Raw genomic sequence first — 19,862 nt, forward strand, 5'->3', positions numbered from 1 at the left:
TGGAATAGAATTTGTTTAGTACTGGTTATAATTACCTAAAAACAATAAAATGAAACAATTTTTCACGTTTATTTTTCTGTTAACTACTCTTGTACAAGTACAAGGGCAAGATGAAGAAGTAACGCAAAAGTTAGAAAAATTTACTACGATAAAAGTATACGACGGATTATCTGTTAATTTAATAAAATCTGATAATAATAAGGCAATAATTACTGGTGCAAACACCAGTAAAGTTGCCCTTGTTACTAATGAAGGAGTTTTAAAAATACGCATGGAGATTGGTAAAATCTTTAGCGGATATAGAACTTTTATCGATTTGTATTATACAGATGATTTGGTAACTATTGATGTTAATGAAGATGCTAAAATCAGTAATAAAGAATCTATAAAACAAGATTTTTTAGAGCTTAAAGCTCAAGAAGGTGGTGAGTTAATAATTAATGCTCAAGTAGAGCAATTGATTATTAAAACAGTTACTGGAGGTATAATTACAACGACAGGTTTTTCAGACAATCAAGATGTTTTGATTAACACAGGTGGTATTTACCAAGGTAAAGCATTTAAAACAAATTTTTCTACAGTTAATGTCAATGCAGGCTCAAAAGCTGAAATTTATGCAATAAATTATGTGAAAGCTAGTGTAAAAGCTGGCGGAGAAGTATTAGTTTACGGAAATCCAAAAAAAATGGATGAGAAAACTGTGTTCGGTGGAACAATTACAAGAATGTAATTTACAATAAAGCATACTACAAATGATTGAAGATATTCAGGCAGCAATACCATTAGGCTTTTTTTTAAGTTTTATGATTGGCCCTGTGTTCTTTGTTCTTTTAGAAACTAGCGCTACAAAGGGTTTTAGAGCCGCTTTAAGCTTCGATTTTGGTGTAATAATAGCTGATATCGTATTTTTAGTAATCGCATATTTTAGTAGCTTTCAATTATTAGAAAACTTAAGCAATCAACCTGGTTTATATGTTTTTGGAGGTGTAATATTGTTAGTGTACGGTATTGTTACTTTTAAAAAGAAGCAAGTAAAAATGCGCGATGAAAATGTAAAAGTTACTAGCGGTACTTATGTAAGCTTATTTATAAAAGGATTTCTGCTTAACTTTATTAACATCGGAGTTTTAGTTTTTTGGCTTGGTATTATTATAATTGTAGGGCCTAGTTTAGATAATGATGGTGAAAGAATTATGGTATTTTTTGGAACAATGTTAGCCTCTTATTTTGTTACTGATTTAATTAAAATATTATTAGCTAAGCAATTAAGAAAAAAACTTACACCTCGACGTATTTTTTTAGTAAAAAAAGGATTAGGTGTCGTTTTAATAATTTGCGGTTTAGTTTTAATAACTAAAGGTTTTCTTCCTAAAGACAAATTGAATATTCAAGAAGGTATTGAAATGATTAGAGAAGTAGAAGAAAATTAATGATCTACTCTGTATTTGTATATTAGTAAAGTTAATTTATGTATACATAACTAACATTAAAACTCATGGATAAATCCGAACTTAAAACTTATTTTCATTCTTTATTTGCTATTTCAGAGCCAGTTGTAAAAGAAATTACAGAAACATTTAGCTATTTTACTTTAGATAAAAATACTGTTTTACTTGATAAAGATACCATCAGTACAAAGACGTATTTTTTAGAAAAAGGATATATACGGTCGTATATTTTAAATGAAGATAATGAGGAGGTAACTACAAATATTTATACGGCACCTTGTTTTGTGAATGACTTCTTATCTTTTTTCAAAAAGCAACCTACTAAAGAAGTATATCAAACCTTAACAGATTGCTCATTTTGGGAAACTAATTTTGATAATGTTCAGGCTAATTTTCATAACATAACAGAATTTAGAGAGTTTAGCAGGCTGTTGTTTGTTATAAATTACTATAAATTAAATGATAGATTGATTGAAATGGCTAGTCAAAAAGCAGAGACTAGATATTTAAATCTTTTAAAATTACAACCCCATATTTTTTACCATGTACCTCTTAAAATTATAGCTTCTTATTTAGGTATTACAGATAGTAGCTTGAGTAGAATTAGAAAAGAAATTAGTAAAATGTAATTTCTTGCCATTTATCAAGTGTTTATATATTTGTGAGTATTCATCTTTGTAAAAATTAAAAAAATGAATAGAAAACATATTGTTATTATCGGTTTAGGTGGTGTAGGTGGTTATTTTGGATTTAAAATTAATCAGACTAATGAAATAAATAAAGAGCATGAAATATCTTTTATAGCTAGAGATAAAACCTATAATCAGGTAAAAGAAAATGGTTTAACATTACTTTCTTCTGAACATAAAAATACTGTTACGCACCCTGATGCTATTTATGAACACATTTCAGAAATTGAAAATCCTGATTTAATACTAATATGTGTTAAAGAGTATGATTTAGAACGTGTTTGCAAACAACTTTTTAATATTATTACTGATAAGACGGTATTGTTACCAATGATGAATGGTGCTGATATTTACGACCGTATTCGTGCTATTTTACCACAAACAGTTGTTTTACCATCTTGCGTTTATGTTGCTTCACATATAGAAGAAAAAGGAATTGTTAACCATAAAGGAAAACCGGGAAAATTAATTTTTGGTAAAGATTCTGAACACAAATCTGAAAATTTAGATTGGATTTTAAAATTATTAGAAACTAGTAAAATAGATTTTGAATTTAAAGAGAATGCGCTAACCGCTATCTGGTCTAAATTTATTTTTATAGCTAGTTTTGGTTTGGTATCTGCTAATCATAATTCTTCTATTGGCGCTGTATGTACTGATGTTTCTCAGAAAGAAGAAGCCACTAAAATAATGCTTGAAATTAAGGCAATTGCAGATAAAAAAAGTATTTTTTTAGCAGATGATATCATTCAGAAAACTTTTGAAAAGGCTGGTACTTTTCCACCAAAAACACCTACCTCATTACAATTAGATGTACATTCTGGTAAAAATAAAACGGAGTTAGAACTTTTTGCAGCTGCTATTATTAATTATGGGATTGCTCTTGATATTTCTACACTTTTTACAGAGAGTATTTATAGTAGAATAAAGGCTAATCATAAAAATTTATTATAGATTAAAGTAGGCTTTAAATACTTCATTTTTTAGGTTATAGGTATAATATTATTATAGTTTATAAAACAAAAAACCTCTTCTAATTAAAGAAGAGGTTTTTGAAGAGGCATCGAGCGGATTCGAACCGCTGTACAAGCTTTTGCAGAGCTCTGCCTAGCCACTCGGCCACAATGCCAATTTAGGATTGCAAATTTACAAAAATTTATAAGACTAATTTTAAATTTTTGTAGTTTATTTTAATAATAAAAATTAAAAAAAGCCCATCTTTTAAAGAAAAGAGAGGCTTTTTTTTGAGGCATCGAGTGGATTCGAACCACTATGTAAGTTCTTGCGGAACCATGTCTATCCAATTCGACCACAATGCCATTTTGTTATAACAAAGATCATAATTTTATACCGTATTGTAAAATGAGAAGAGTGTATTTCAACGAGTTAATTGTAGGTTTATCGAAACCATTTCAACATCGCCGTTAATAGGAGGGTTTATTTTAGAAACTGTTACCTCAGCTAACGAAACCGTCTCACATTCTTTTAAAATACGATCTAATATGCGTTTAGCAACATGCTCTAATAATTTAGATTTAATAGCCATTTCTTGCTTTACAATATGGTTGATTAAAACATAATCTACCGTATCATTCAAATCATCTGAAATAGATGCTTTTTTTAAATCTGCTAAAACCTCTACATCTACTCTATAATCGCTACCATTTATACTTTCTTCTCTTAAGCAACCATGGTATGCATAAACTCTAATGTTACTGACTTTTATTTTACCCACTTTTTTATTTTTTTACAAAGCTATACGAATATGCTTAATTAAAAGCTTAAAAATATAAGTTAATGTTTAATATGTACATCTACAATTACTTAAACCCTGAAATAAATCAACGCCCAATGTAACAACATGTGTACCAGAACTAAAGCCTAAAATTTCGTTCATTATTATTTGATATGAATATCCGAAATATAGATTATTCTTTTTTAAACCTGCAATTGGTGCTATATATAAAGGCTTACCAATTTGATCATTTAAGAATCTGTAGTTAACACCTACATAGTAATAATCTTCAAAATTGTAGAACCTAAATTTTAAGTTTAAATCTGTTTCAGATCTACCATCACTTTCAAATAATTTATATAGTATAGATGGCTCAATTTCTAAATCACTATTTTTACTTTTTTTATACCTATAACCAGTATATAAATAGTAGTTTCTTAACGTATTAGGTTCAAAAGTTTCATTAAAATTAGATAAATCTTTACCTAATAAATTCGAAGCATTTAAACTTAAATAGTACTTATCTTTTCTATATAAAAACCCGACATCAAAGTTATGGTTAGTTGTAGATCTATCATCAGTAATACCTAAATCACCACCTGAATCTATGAATTCTTGAATATCAATTCTAAATTGATTAAAATTATAAGAGATACCAAAAGTTAAAAATTCATCTTCATACCTATCTAATGTAAGGTGATGTGCAAAAGATAATCTTGCTCCTTGTTGTTTTGTATATCCATTTTTATCGTTATATAAAAATACACCAACACCAGATCTATTACCAACCCTCATATCGGCAGCTAACGATTGTGTATCAGGAGCATCTTCAATACCAACCCATTGTGTTAATCCGTTTACACGAATTTTAACATGATCACCAATACCTGCGTAAGTTGGTGATAACACGAAAGGGTTATCTGCTAAATATTGAGAAAGTTGAGGAGAGTTTAATTCCTGGCCTTTTGTTATTAAAGTACATATGAGCAGTAAGCTGGTTAATACTAATTTTTTCATTGTATTGTAGGTTAATTTATTTATCTGTACAAAGTAAAATGTCCAACAAATTCTCTATCGTCATTTTCACCTTGTAACTTAATTACATACCAATAATCGCCTGTTGGGAGTTCAGTGTTTTGGTAGAAGCCTTCCCATCCTTTGTCGTTTGCACCCATACGGTAAACCTCTCTACCATAACGGTCAAATATGATGGTTAGTATGTTAGGGAACCCTTCTAAATTCTTAGGAATCCACACATCATTTTCTCCATTACCATCTGGTGTAAAGAAATTAGGAATTTCGATATCTATGAATTCCATTTCAATAGTTTGAATAGTTTCACAACCATTACCATCTACCACTCTAACAGTATAAGTACCACTACGGTTTATGAATATGGTATTATCATCACCATTATTTTTATCATCAAAGTAGAACGTATAATTACCATCTCCACCAGTTGCAATAGCCGTAATTTCATTGATATTTATATTCTGTAGACTAAGTGTAAGCGGATCAAAGTTTTCAATTGTAAAAGGTATCATCTCGATACAACCATTTAATGAAACTATTAATGTATGATTGCCAGCTGGTATGTTAGTAAAGCTTGGTTCTAATCTTACATCAGTTGAGTTTTCATCATCTAATTGATACAACGCTTGACCTTCAACAGAAGTATCTTCATGTGTAACTAATAAATAGTTATCAGGCACGACACCAGAACATTCATAAATAGGCTCTACACTAGCTTTTAAATTAACACCTTCATTAATAACAACTTGAATGCTAGTTTCACAACCTAAATCATCTCTTACATATACATCATATGTTCCTGGAGCTAAATCATTATAAGTAAATAAATCAGCAACAAAACCTGTGTTTTGTAACCTTGTGCTATATGGTGCTACACCACCTGTTGGTATAATATTTATACTACCATCATTGCTACCTAAACAAGTTTCTCCGCTTGGTATTGCATCAATAACAATAGCTTGTGATTCTGCTATTACATATTCTCTTTCAATAAAACAACCATTTATATCTTGTGCAATTACAGTATATGTACCTGGTTCTAAATCTGTAAAGTTATTTATAACATCAAACTTAGCTGTGTCTGGAGAGATTGCATATTTGTAATCTCCTGATCCACCTGATAAAGAAACATTGATATATCCATTACTATCACCAGCACATATTACAGCAGAATAATCATCTGTATATACTAATGGTGTTGGCTCATCAATTGTAATTACTGTTGTAACTTCTTCACAATCTTGACTAGTTACTTTTATGTAATAATCACCAGCGCTTAAGTTTCTAAATATTCCATTTGTAATAGGTCCTTGTAAAGGAGTTGTACTTGTTGGACTATCTAATAACTCATAGAAATAATTTCCAAGTCCGCCACTTGCTCTAGCAGATAATACAGCAGAATCATCACCATTACAGTAAATAATTGCATTAGTTTCATCAACAGCTATTAAGATTGGACTAACAGCATCTGCTTTTATTTCATTAGATAAAATAGATAAACAATTGAATGAATCTCTTACATAATACCTATACGTACCAGCAGCAGCATTACCAGAAGGTAAGGTGTTTATAATATGCTGGTTTCCGTTATTAAATGCTGTAAAAGTTGTACCATCTAAACTATAGCTATATGGAGCAGAACCACCATTAGCAGTTAATAATAACTCTAAATCGTTAACACATGTTATTGATTGAGTCATTGTTAATGAACCAAACACTTCAATAGGGTCTGAAATTCTAGCAATAGGAGTTTCATCAAAACAACTAACCTCATCAGCTACTGAAATACTGTATAAACCAGATAGTAAACCACTAAAAGTATTTGAGTTTTGAGCTACAGATGTTGATATGATTACAGTACCTGTAGAATCATACGTGTTTAATCTGTATTGTAAGGTTCCTAAACCACCAGCTGTAACAGTTGCAGTTACAAAACCAGTATCATCACCATAACAATCTAAAACTATATCATTTGATATTGTAGCATCAATAGGTGTTGGCTCTATCAATACTTGAGAATCTGTAAATACACATCCTAAAGCATCAGTAACAGTTACGTTAAACGTACCAGCAGATAAATCTTTAAAGATAAATGCTTGAACATTCGACTCTGTAAAAGTTTGTGTTGCTGAAGCAATTGTAATTGTATAAGGTCCTTTTCCTCCTGAAGGATCAACTAATATGCCTCCTTTATTATTACTACAAGTAACATTAGATTGTTCATTGATAAGCGCAGTAATTGCAAATTCAGGAGCAATAATTGTTACTGCATTTGAATTATCTGAACAGAATGTACTATTTGCATCAGTTTCAGTAATTTCAACATAATAACTACCACCTGGTAAATCATCAACTACTAAAGGCGTACTTGTATTACCAGATTGAATTGGAGAATAAATAGTTCCATCAGATCTAAATACTTGGTAATCATACCCTCCAGAATAGCCATTGATAGTTACATTGAAACTACCTCCGTTTACACCATCATTTAAACATTCCTCATCTGTTGCTTTAACAGCAGTTACCTCTATTTCTTTAGGGTCTGTAATCTCATGTATAGTTCTTACGAAACAACCTGTATCTGTATTTGTAATTGTTATTACATAATTACCAAGACCTAATGCAGTAAACGATTCACTTGCACTTGTTGAGGTTCTTGTTTGGTTATATCCGTTAGTACTTGTAATAGTGTATTCCAAATTAGGAGTAGCACTTACAGGTGTTATAGTTACACCTACAGTAATATCTTCATCATTACCATTACAAGTTATATCATTATCAACATTAACTGTAGGGGTAGTTATTCCAACAAATGGAATAATACTCGTTGTTACAATTTCAGAACAGTTATTACTATCGTAAACAGTAACAGAATAGTTACCACCCGCTAAATTTGTTTCAGTGTACGAATTGTTACTACCATCTTGTACAGTAGTACTAGTATCAGTATTCACAAATACATACCTTACATAGTCGCCAGAACCACCATTTACGTTATCTACTGTAATAGTAGCAAAATTAGTAGTATTTGCTGCAGTACACTCAAATTCAGTTATTACAGGCGCTCCAACAGTTAATACAGCTGGTTGAGCAATAGTTTGAGTAATTGTACTTGTACAATCATTATCACCAGTTACTGTAATAATATATCCAGTACCAGATGTTGGTACAAGATTTGTAAATACAGCAGAGGTATTAGTTGCACTTGTTGGGTTAATAGTTACAATACTACCATCCATATTCGTAATTTGGAATACATATGGTTCTAAACCATTATTTACTATACTTACGGTAATTGTTCCGTCATTACTACCATTACAAGTTACATCTGTAAAACCGTCTATTGTAGGTGTTGCAGGATCGATTCTTGCTGGTAAGTTTTTAGTTATAGTTTTTATACAAGTACCATCACTAATTGTAAAGGTATATATACCACTTTGAGTTAAAGTTGTAAATATTCCATCAGTATTAGCCGTAAGAGGGCTACCATCAGGGAATGTACCTGAATAACCATAAGTACCTGAACCACCAGTTTGTGTTATTGTAATTTGTCCACCGTTATCAGCAGTACAATCAATAGGTTTTATAATAGTTGCTAAAGGTACTATTTCATCAAATAAAGCTATTTCAGTAGCGATGCCAGAACATCCCCATTGGTCAGAAACGATTACTTGGTATCTACCTTCACCTAAGTTGTTAAATGTATCTTCAGTTTGAATAGCTCTGAAGTTAACAAAACTAGTTCCATCAAAACGTTGTAATAAGTAGCTATAGTTGCTTCCTTGTCCACCAGTTTCATTAATTACTTGAATTGTACCTTCAAAATTAGAACAGTTTTCATTGTTAATTTGAAGATCAGCAGTTATAGGCGTTGGAATATCTAAATTAATATTAGTTAATTGTATAGGACATCCTCTGCTATCAATTACATATATGAAATATGAACCAGCATCTAGGTTTTCGAATCTAGGTGTTGCTACGTAATTAGAAGCTACATTAGGATCAGCAATATCCGTTTTACTTACATAATATGCATAGTTACCCCATCCACCGTTTACACCAACGATTTCAATAATACCGTTATCAGTTGGGCTACAAGTTATAGGAGTTACTTCTGGAGCTGCTGCTGTTAAATAGTCAGTAGGTTCAGCAATGCTGAAAGGTTGTTGATTATCACAAGTTGGAATACCATCTTGAGTAAATGTTACATAATAATCACCATCTTCTAAACCAGTCGCAGTTAAGTCAGAAGAGTTTCCTGTAATACCTGTAGTAGTAGTATCAGCATTAAATACTTCCCACGAATACGTACCAGTATATGTTGGATCTGTAACCGTAAATGTTGCAGTACCTGTTGCAGAATCTTTACACACTACATCTGTAGTACTTGCAATAGCTACATTAAACGTATTTGGGTTACTAACGCTATGCGAAATCGTAACAATACAGTTTGTATTTACATTACGTACTTCAAAAGTATGGTTACCTTCAGCTAAATCAGTAAATTGATTAACAGTTCCAAATGCACCAGGTAATAATCTAAATTCATAGTTAGCAAGGCCAGCAGGTGTACTAGAATCTGTAATAGAACCGAAAGCATTTATGGTAATATCTTCACCTAAATTGGTACAAGAGATAGCTTCATCAATAGTAATAGTTGCTGGTAAAAGCTCATCAAAAGCGTTAATAGTTGTTGTTGTTGAACCAACACAACCTTTATCATCATATACATTAATCGTATAAGAACCACCAGCTAAATTAGTTTCTGTGTAAACATTGCTAGAACCATCTTGAACAATTGTAGCTGTTGATGTGTTTTCAAACACATATCTTACAAAAGTATTAGATCCACCACTAACAGTATTTACTGTAATAGTTGCATTGTTTTCTGAATTTGTATTTGGAGTACATAAAAATTGTACTACATCGGCAATAGGATCTATAGTTACATTTACTGCAGTAGGCTCTACAATTAATACTGAAGAACTATCCGTTGAACAATTATTAGTTGTTGCGTTACCGGTAACAGTCACTATATATCCACTAGCTGTAGTTGTAGGTGCTAAAGCTGTAAATTCAGCAGAATTATTTGTATTAGTTGTTGGTGCAATAGATACAGGAGTACCATCTAATGATGTTATTTCAAAAGTATAAGGCCCTGTTCCATTATCTAAGGCAGTAATATTTATTGTTCCATCATTATCACCTATACAAGTGATATCTGTTGCTTGAATTGAGCTTATTACAGGTTCAACCCTAACTGGAACATTTACCGTAAATACTCTATTACAACTAACGCTGTTAGGAGTAGCAGTATCATAAACAGTGATGATATAATCTCCAGCTACAGATGCGTCATAAACAAACGGACTGGTCAAAGTTGTTTGTGCAACAGTTGCAGCTCCTGAAATTGAATATTCATAGTTTCCAGAACCAGTTAATGCTTCTATCGTGATAGTTGCATCAGGTGTACTGGTACAATCTAATAATTTGGTCAATTCTGCTTTCGCTGATAACACAGGGTTTACAATATAGGCTGGCTCTACTGCGGTACAACCATTATCATCAATCACATAAACATCATAGGCTCCAGGAGTAACGTTGGTAAATAAACCATTATTATCTAAATAGTTTGTTGGCATAGGATCACCCGCAGCAACAATAGCATAACGTAAATTTCCAGCAGCTGAAGTCCCTGTAGCTGTAAGGCTTATTGGAGCAGCACAATTATCTTGTGTTACAGCAATTGTTGGGTTAGGAGATAATCCTAAGGTAACAGGAGCTAGTGTTACTGGACATCCATACTGATCATTTAAAGTCACTATATAATCTCCAGCAGGAGAATTTACAGGTATTTGTATAGGATTACTTGTTAAGCCAGTTACTGCTGTAAATCCAGCAGGACCAGTAAGATCATACGTATACGGTGCACCGCCGCCACCAGTAATTGCATCTACTGTAATTAAACCAGGTAAATTACATGAGATATCTCTTGTTGGTGTAGCTGTTGCAGTTAATTCTCTAAGTTGATCTACCAACACATTTTCACTACCTCCTCGACACGTATCAGTTGTACCATCTGTTTGCCAAACTTCTATATAATATTCTCCTTCGGCTAAACCAGGAACGTTAATAGTATTGTTATAAGGGACATTACTAGCTGGGGCAGGAACAATAGCACCACTAACCGCAATAGGACTTGAATTTCCTAATTGGTACACTTCCCATCGCATTTGTGTGCTTGATGCTATTGGATTAAGAGTAAATGTTATTTCACCATTTCCAACACCTGGAGTAGAATTAAAACAACTTGGTATTACTTCAGTAGTAATTTTAATTGGAATATCTAAAACGACATCATTAACATTAACATTACTTTGTCTAATACAACCTGCAGTATCTTCAACGTAGAACACATAGGTTCTACCTGGTACTAATAAAGGTAATCCAGGAAGTTGAGGTGTTGTAGGATCAATATTAGCAAATGTATGAGATGTTCCTGCAGGAATCCTTGCAGTCCATACAGGTGTGGATGTTCCAAAATTAGCAGGATCATCTGTATATGTATATCTATATCCGTTTGTATCATCTCCATTACTACCTCTAACAGTAACCTGTAAATCATTACAATCTAGTATTTGTGGAAATAAGGTAATATCTAAGCTATCTAAAGGATAAGGAATAATATATCTATCAAAATCTTTTTGACAAATTGTACCACTTGCTAGGGTAACACGAATAGATGGATTAACTGCAGTTCCAGAAGGGTAACCTCTTAATTCATTGGAGTTCTGCCAAGTTGCACCACCATCAGCGCTATATTCTATTGTACCAGTTGGAGTAACTACATTTGTAAATTCAAATCCATATAATAAAGGATCTGGATCATCACAATCAACAGGTAATATAGGAACAATATCAGCCGTAATTTCTACTGCATTGTTAATTGTAATTGTAGTTGAGGTAACAGCACACCCATTAGCATCGGTTATCGTAATTTCATAATCACCAACTCCAATTCCACTAAAAGCATTTGTTGTTGAGTTAATGTTCGAATAACTTACACTGTAATCAATACCATCTGCTGGAGATAAATCTGTTAAGGCATAGGTATATGGCATGTTTCCACCAGAAGCAAGAGCATCAATAGACCCTAAACCATCATAACATTCAGGATCGGTTGGCGTTCCAGTAATAGTTAATGTGGCTGCCGTATTGACGATGATATCTTCTTCGGTATACGAGCATAAAGAACTCACACCATTATTATCAAGCACATACACATCATAACCAGCAGGATTAGCCGTTGCCATAGCATTGGTTACCGTTAAGTTATTTGTTGTAGTATATAATCCAGTAGGATCAGTATTGGCAGGAACGATAGCATATACTAATGTTCCATTACCACCCGTAGCATTTACGGTAATACTACCATCATTACATGAACTAACATCTACAACAGTTGTGGTTACTACTAATTGTGGACTCAATACCACTGTTTCTTGTAGGGCATCACAACCAAAACCGTCTTTTACATCAATGGTATAAGATCCATTTGCTAAACCTGTAAAGGTATAGGTTGTTCCACTCACTGGAGAAGGAGTAATCCATGACCCACCATTGATACTAAATTGGAAATTTTCATTACCTGGTATTGAGGTAATATCTACTTGAATTGTACCATCATTGGCACCAGAGTAACACGCTGTAGGAGTTGCGGTAAATGTAGGTACTTCTGGAGCATCTACGGTTACTGCAGGAGTAACGGTATTTGTACAGTTTCTACTGTCCAAAATACGTACTATATAATTTTCACCACTTGCATTTGAAGGTACATTATTAAATGTAGCTGTAGGTTGGTATGCTCTAATTATAGTTCCTGTATTTGTTTCTAATTGATAAGTATATGTTGGTGTTCCACCGTTAGCAATAGCTGTAATAGTAGCACCAGTATTATCACAAGTAAAAGCTGAAGTTATACTTGCTGTTGCAGTAACTTCTGTAGGTTGTGTTAACTCTTGCGATAAAGAAATAGAACAAGAATTTGTATCAAAATCTCTAATCTCTACAGTATATGTTTGCGCACTTAATGTAGTTACATTTTGCGATGTTGTAAATGGTCCAACAAAATTTGTTCCTCCATCAATAGAATATTCAAAACCACTTATTCCAAAGTTAGAAGCATTTATAGTAAACCCACCATCAGTTCCACCAAAACAAGATACGTTTATAGGCGATGTTATAGAGGCAGTTAATTCATTACCAGTTGCAACATTTACAACAATATCAGTATCACAATTTCTACCATAATCAACAGTAATTGTTTGGTTACCTGTTACAATGTTTGTAAACACATTATTACCTGGTTGATCAAGGCCGTTTAAGGTATAAGTATATGTTGCATCAAAAGGAGTAATAGTTATATTTCCTGTACCATCACAGTTATAAGTTACTGTACCTTCTAATGTAGGCGCTACAGGTAAAGGATTAATAGTAATAACAGGTGTTAAATTAATACTACACGTAGTAGCATTAGCATCTCTTATTTGTACAGTATAGGTTCCATCTTTTAAACCATTATAAACAGTACCAGTTGTAGTAGAAGCAGTCCAAGATCCACCATTTAGGCTATATTGATAGTTACCTGATCCACCAATAGGGTTTGTAACAGTTATTACACCATCAGCATTACATGTATAATCTGTTGTTAAAGCAACAGTAGCTGATATTACAGCTGGTTGACCAACAGTTACCGATAAAGGCTGAGTACATAGGTCTGCATCTTCAACAAGTACACTGTATGTACCCTGAGTAAGATTAGCAAAGTTACCATCAATAGTTCTGTATGTAGTTCCATTATCAATACTGTACCTGTAAGGTGCATTACCACCAGTTACAGCTAAAGATATAGCACCATTATCGCCACCAAAACAAGTAACGTCAGTTACAGTTTCAACAATGGCTATTGGATCATTTTGAGTTATAGTGATATCAAAAGCATCAAAACAGAAATCAACAACGCCACCATTATCACGTACATATACGTCATAATTACCAGGCGCTCTTGCAATTACATTAGTAGAACTAAAGTCAGCATCAACAGGAGTTACACCGTTATCTACAATAGCATATACATAGTTAGCATCACCACCAATAGCAGTTATTGTAACATCAGTAGTTGTAGCACATGTAGTAACAGGGTTTGCAGTTGCTGTTACACTTAATTTAGGATTAATAGTTATTGTTTGTGACGCAGTTGTACAGCCTAAAAGGTCTTGTACGTTTATGATATGATCACCAGAACCTAAGTTTGTAAATTCAAAAGTATTACTACTAGAAGGTGTAGGAGCTTCAAAAGGCCCATTATCAATACTAAATAAATAACCAGAATAACCACCGGCAGCAGTTACTGTTATTTTACCATCACTTAACCCACTATAACAAGGCTCAGGAACAGCAATAAATGATACTGCATCTTGATTATCAATAATTACTGGATTTGGAGCAACAATGTCACAATTTCTAATATCTTTTACACGAATATTATAAGTGCCATCGGCAACATTTGTAAAAGTATCTGTAGTTTGGTATGCGTGCGTAATACTATTATCAGAAGCATTTTCTAACTGGTATTCATAACCAGGTGTACCACCAGTCGCAGTAACTTTTATAGAGGCATCTGTAGCACAATCATAGGCAACTTGAGCATTTGTAACTACAATACTTGTAGGTTGCGTAATATCTCTTGTAACTTGTACAATACACGTTTGTTCGTTTACTCTTCTTATATCTATAGTTCTTGTTCCGGCTGCTAAAACTGCAGGAGTAGTAACAGGTGATGTTAATGATGTAGTATAAGTAACGCCACCATCAGTAGAATATTCGAAACCAGTAGCAGGATCAAAGCTATTTACTTCAAATGTTATGGTACCATCTGTACCTCCAAAACATGTCACATTTGTAGATGAAATATAGTTAGCAGAAAAAGCTTTATCATCTTCAATTTCTACAGTTGATAAAACAGATAATTCACAAACCTCTGGTATTTGAAAAATTTCTATATCATCAATAGCTACATCATTACCGTTATTACCGACTTTATCTGTTCTAATAACAAATTCTAAAGTAGTATTGCTTCCAGGGTTTAAATCTACTGAAAATTCAGTCCAATCAGTCTCGCCTGTATTTTTAGCAATATCTCCAGTTCGAATGGTTTGAACAGGAATTCCAGTACTTGTTTCTTGTACTTCAATTATTAAATTAGGATCCAATCCAGAACTAGTACTTTTTAAGAGGTTTAATATCCATAAGGAAACTCTTAAAGGTTGGTTTGGAATAACATCATTTATTGTTTTTGTGTAAATAACTTGTCCTGTAGCTGGTGTACCAACATTAATAACTAAATAACGACCATTACCTGTTCTGGTACCTGTAGTGTGGTCTATTGGATTAATCCATGAACTGTATGGAGAAACAAGCCTACTTGTTACTGTATATTCGTAGTCATCAATATTACTATTGTTATCTCCTGGTGCATTTCCAGTTTGATCTTCATACGTATACCCTACTGTATTTGTACTAGAGGTTGTTGAACCAGAGCCAAAATTTTCTACCAATAATAAGCTTGGTGTTGGTGGTGTTTGTGATACGTAATTTGTTTTTATTTCGTAAACGCCTGCAGCTAAATTGCTAATAACATTACTTGTTTCATCAGGTGAATTTAATGTTCCATCAATTTCATATGTATAATCATATGTACTTATATCACTATTAAGGGTTATGTTTCCTGAACCATCACAATTGTAATCTACAACAGGTGTTATTACTGGCTCTATAGGAAAATCTTCAACATAAACAGTCATAGGAAATTCGCAACCAAGAGCATCTTTTACTACAACAGTATTGTAATTGCCAGGAGGTAGTATTGCAACACTTGAGGTTCCAAAAGTACTACCACCATCAAAACTATAAGTATATGGCGCTTGACCACCAACAACATTGGTAATACGTACTTGTGCTCCAGCAGGGTCACAGGTAACATCACGCGATACACCAGCTGATGCTGATAAGGTTGCTGTTTCTGATATTACATGTGTTTCTGTAACAGTACAACCAGAAGTATCTGATACTTCTATATTATAAGTACCTGCACTTAAACCTACAAAGGTTGCTGTGTCTTCAAAAGTTGCACCACCATCAATACTATATTCGAAAGGGCCAACACCGTTTACTGTATTTATTGTAATACTAGCATCGTTATTTCCACTACAAGTAACAGGAGTATCATCTGTAATAGAGATCGTCATGTCTCCTCTATCTTCAATTACTACTGCATTTGATATGGTATAACAACCATTACCATCAATTACAACAAACTGATAGGTACCATTTTCATTTGGCACTTTTGTGTTAATAAATGGCGCACTTGGGTCTGCCTCTGTTGGGCCACCAGATGTTTCGTAACCAAATTCAAATATATTTTCTACTTGGTAGTCACTTGCAGGTATGTCTAAAGTTCCATCAGGGTTTATTGTGTGTAAATCAGTTCCATCTTTACTCCAAATAGCAAAACTATATTCAGGATCTGGGAAACCACCACCAGCAGTTAATTCAATTAATCCTGGAGAGCAACCAATATTTGTAAGAGTTACAGCAGAAAGTCTAATATCTTCAACTTTACCAACAGTAATATTTTTTGTATCGGTACAACCATCTTGTGTTGTTACAATTACAGTATAATCGTCAGGGTTTAAATTTTCAAAAGTATAATTATTAGTTGTTTCTGCATTAGCTTCTCTAACACGAGTACCAACACCGTATGAGTGGGTTATACCATCGTTAAATCTTAAATCATAATTGTAATTTCCTCTAGAGTCTAAAACTTGAACATTAATACTTCCTAAAGCATTACAGTTTTCATCAGTAGATTTTAAGTTTACTTCAAAATTTGTATTTCTAATACCTACTGCTCTAGATTCGAACTCACAAGAATTAGGAATTATATTACCAGAACTATCTACTTGTCTGATATCAATTCTATATTCACCATTAGTAGCAATATCAAAAGAAGAACCATTATTGGCACTAAAAGGGACAACAACTGCACTATTAGCTACATCAAATAATTGGTACGCATAACCTGGACGTGATGGCACTGAAATAAAACCATCAGTATCACAATATATATGATCAAAATCAGGTTCAGTATCTAGCTCATTTTTAAATGCTGTAAAGTAAAAATCGCTAGAACAACCATTATCGTATTCTAAAACTAGTCTATACTTTCCGGTTTCACTCAGTTCAAAAGAATTACCAGAAGCAATATCAGAATAACAACTGTTGTTTTTATTAGGACATGAAGGATCATCATTAGTACAAGTGTCACTAAATTTTTGCCATCTTATACCGTCTATATCTGCTATATTTAATTGAATTGTTTCTGTAGCAGAAGAACCACATAAAAATATATTTGTTAAAAACTGTCCATCGATACTACATCTCAGAATTTCTCCTTGGATATCATTAAATGGGTCAGCGTCACTATTTACTTCATTAAAATAGTCTGTTATAGGGTTAGTTTGTGTAGTTCCATAAAGTTCTACAGTAAAAACTTCTTGAAAACCTTTACATGGGTCTGCAACAATTTTATCTACAATATAACTACCTGGTAATGTTGCAGAAAATGTACTTGGATCGTTATCAGAATCACTATCAGTTATTACAGTATCAATACTAGTATTAATTACTCCATCTTCATCAACATCTTTATACCAAATGTAAGAATCGAAGTTATCACCAGCATCTAACAATACATCTGAACCACATAAAGTTGCTGTTTTTAAAATTTTACAATCACTTAAATCATCTAATAAAAAGTTAGTTGCGCCAGGGGTTACAAAACCACAATCATCAAAATCGGTAACACTAGGATCGTCAGTTATTTGATAATCATTGTCAATACCTCTATATTTTGAATATGCGATATTTTCGATTAAATCAGAACATGCATTTACAAAATCAAAACATGTTTCGGCTACTCGTACACCCATTCGAATACTTTCAAGTGGACCTTCACTTTCAACTAAGTTATCAGGTATCGTAAAGATTATAGTTTTTGTTGCATCGTCGTAAACATAAGTAACGCCTGCGGGCACTTCTACACTTGTTTCGTTTAAAGTTACATTGGCAGGTAATACATCGCGTATGGTGTACTCTGTAGCATCATCATTACCAATATTTTTAAATGATAAAACATAATCTAAGTTTTGCCCTAAATTAACACCTTGTCCAGTAATATCGTTACCAGCAACATCTTCTACTCTTTTTTCTAAAATTATTTTAGGTTCAATAATATCAACAGCAAATGTTACCAAAAAAGCACCAAAAGCATCACCTCGGGTGTTTAACCTAAGGGTTGCACTTGTTTCTGAATTGGCAATAAGGTTATTGTTATTATTGTTTAATGTAAATATATCAGCATCATAACCTAATGTATTTGTGCTTGCTATATTTCTATCAGTTACATTAGCACCATCAATAGTAATATTTGAATTGAAAAAATTACTTTCTAGGTTACCGGTGTTTGATAGTCTTGTAAAACCAGGGTTTAATGGTGTTTGAATTTCAAACGAATCACCAGAAATACTTCTATCACCTTCAACAACTCCAGCTCCTAATTTTGCTTTTACGTTTCCATTAGGTATAGTATTAAAACCAGAAATATTAATATCAACATTTGTTGTACCTCTAACCCCTGCATAACCATCAAAAGTAGAAATATATCTACCTGGCGCATTAGTATCTTCATAAATTATAACAAGAGTCCAACCACCAGCACCACCAGTAGTGTTACCTCTTGTTGCTCTAATGTTTGCAACAGTATATTCTCCTGTTGGGTCAGCTAATGCCTGTATTTGGTTGGTTACGTTTTTGTAACATACGTAAGGTGAATCTGTAAAATTAACATTGTCATAAATAATATCATCTTCTTCGCCAACGGCATCTGGGTTGTTATCAGCCACTATATCTACATAACTTCCTCCTGGTACTTTTAACTTTACGGTTGTAAAATCTAATCGGTTATTATCATTAGGCAATGTTGATCTATACCATGAATTGCGAACTTCTCTTTCGTAGTTTGCAGACCAATAAAGGCCAGCGTAATACACTTTAGAACAGTCGGGCAGTGTTAAACCAGCACTACTTGAACTGAATGTTGTATTATCGTTATCAATATCAATATATTCTCTATGAAAACTATTGTTATTACCGCTCCCGTTATAAGGGACATTAGCAGAATTGTTATTATCACGCCTATTGGTAATTGCATTAGAAACAAAAGTATAATCACCTTTTATTTTTATATACGAATTTCCTCCATCCTGTAAACGAGGTACAAAAGGTACCTCAAGTTGAGAATGTCCGACGAAGAGTCCTGTAAAGAATATAAATAGGACTAAAAAGAGGTTATTTTTTTTCAAAAACAAAGTTTTCATTTGCTATATTTTGGTTTGATACTGTAATTTTATTTTCTAGGACTCAATTTTAAAATGCCAGTAATTGAATTGCTTTAAATCGTTTTATTTCAAAAAAGCTCGTTATACTACATTTACAAACAAATATGATTCATATACACTAGCTTCAAAATTTATTGTTGTAGTATGGTATTTTTATGTTGTGAAAGCCATTTTTAGTAGGGTCTTCATTTTTTTTACTGACATTCTTACAATCTTGAAATTGAATAGTAGTAAACCTTACTTTTTGCGTAAATGGTGTCGTATATATGAAATTTCACAACATTTTTAATTTTTTATAAGAAGATGTTTGAACTTAAAATTTTATTATTTTTTGAAGTAGAACAGAGATTTATCTAGAATGATTTTGAGTATTCTTTAAATAAAAAAGAGGGCATTAAAATTTAATTTTAATGCCCTCTTTTTTATTTTTTTAAACAGCTGT

7 protein-coding genes and 2 tRNA genes are annotated in these 19,862 nt (G+C 32.8%); 4 read left to right on the forward strand and 5 right to left on the reverse strand.

The annotated features are described in order from the left end of the window. Window positions 1-49 precede the first annotated feature (49 nt). The 4 genes from H0I23_RS14380 to H0I23_RS14395 all read left to right on the forward strand — a co-directional run bounded on the left by H0I23_RS14380 (window position 50) and on the right by H0I23_RS14395 (window position 3,091). Window positions 50-730 carry a head GIN domain-containing protein gene (locus H0I23_RS14380; RefSeq protein WP_216783982.1) on the forward strand — a complete coding sequence of 227 codons (681 nt, stop codon included), beginning with the start codon at window positions 50-52 and terminating at the stop codon, window positions 728-730. A gap of 22 nt (window positions 731-752) precedes the next feature. After that, window positions 753-1,430 (forward strand): LysE family translocator, encoded by a 678-nt coding sequence (locus H0I23_RS14385; protein WP_216783983.1) that lies wholly within the window; start codon window positions 753-755, stop codon window positions 1,428-1,430. 65 nt (window positions 1,431-1,495) lie between these two features. Then, entirely contained in the window at window positions 1,496-2,077 is a 582-nt protein-coding gene (locus H0I23_RS14390) for a Crp/Fnr family transcriptional regulator (protein WP_216783984.1), read from the forward strand. Between the two features lie 63 nt (window positions 2,078-2,140). Next, the gene (locus H0I23_RS14395) at window positions 2,141-3,091 is read left to right on the forward strand and encodes a ketopantoate reductase family protein (RefSeq protein WP_216783985.1); all 951 of its coding nucleotides are present in this window, start codon (window positions 2,141-2,143) and stop codon (window positions 3,089-3,091) included. A gap of 104 nt (window positions 3,092-3,195) precedes the next feature. On the opposite strand, the gene H0I23_RS14400 is transcribed toward H0I23_RS14395, so the two are convergent. The 5 genes from H0I23_RS14400 to H0I23_RS14420 all read right to left on the reverse strand — a co-directional run bounded on the left by H0I23_RS14400 (window position 3,196) and on the right by H0I23_RS14420 (window position 19,384). Then, window positions 3,196-3,266 (reverse strand) — tRNA-Cys (locus H0I23_RS14400). A 118-nt stretch (window positions 3,267-3,384) separates the two neighbouring features. Further along, window positions 3,385-3,456 (reverse strand) — tRNA-Cys (locus H0I23_RS14405). Window positions 3,457-3,515: 59 nt separating this feature from the next. Continuing rightward, a complete protein-coding gene (folB, locus tag H0I23_RS14410; RefSeq protein ID WP_216783986.1) occupies window positions 3,516-3,872 on the reverse strand; it encodes a dihydroneopterin aldolase in 357 nt (118 codons plus the stop codon). 66 nt (window positions 3,873-3,938) lie between these two features. Next, window positions 3,939-4,889 carry a type IX secretion system membrane protein PorP/SprF gene (locus H0I23_RS14415; RefSeq protein ID WP_216783987.1) on the reverse strand — a complete coding sequence of 317 codons (951 nt, stop codon included), beginning with the start codon at window positions 4,887-4,889 and terminating at the stop codon, window positions 3,939-3,941. Window positions 4,890-4,909: 20 nt separating this feature from the next. Continuing rightward, a complete protein-coding gene (locus H0I23_RS14420) occupies window positions 4,910-19,384 on the reverse strand; it encodes a T9SS type B sorting domain-containing protein (protein ID WP_216783988.1) in 14,475 nt (4,824 codons plus the stop codon). Between the last annotated feature and the right edge of the window lie 478 nt (window positions 19,385-19,862).

This window comes from Cellulophaga sp. HaHaR_3_176 (assembly GCF_019021925.1).
GTDB lineage: Bacteria > Bacteroidota > Bacteroidia > Flavobacteriales > Flavobacteriaceae > Cellulophaga.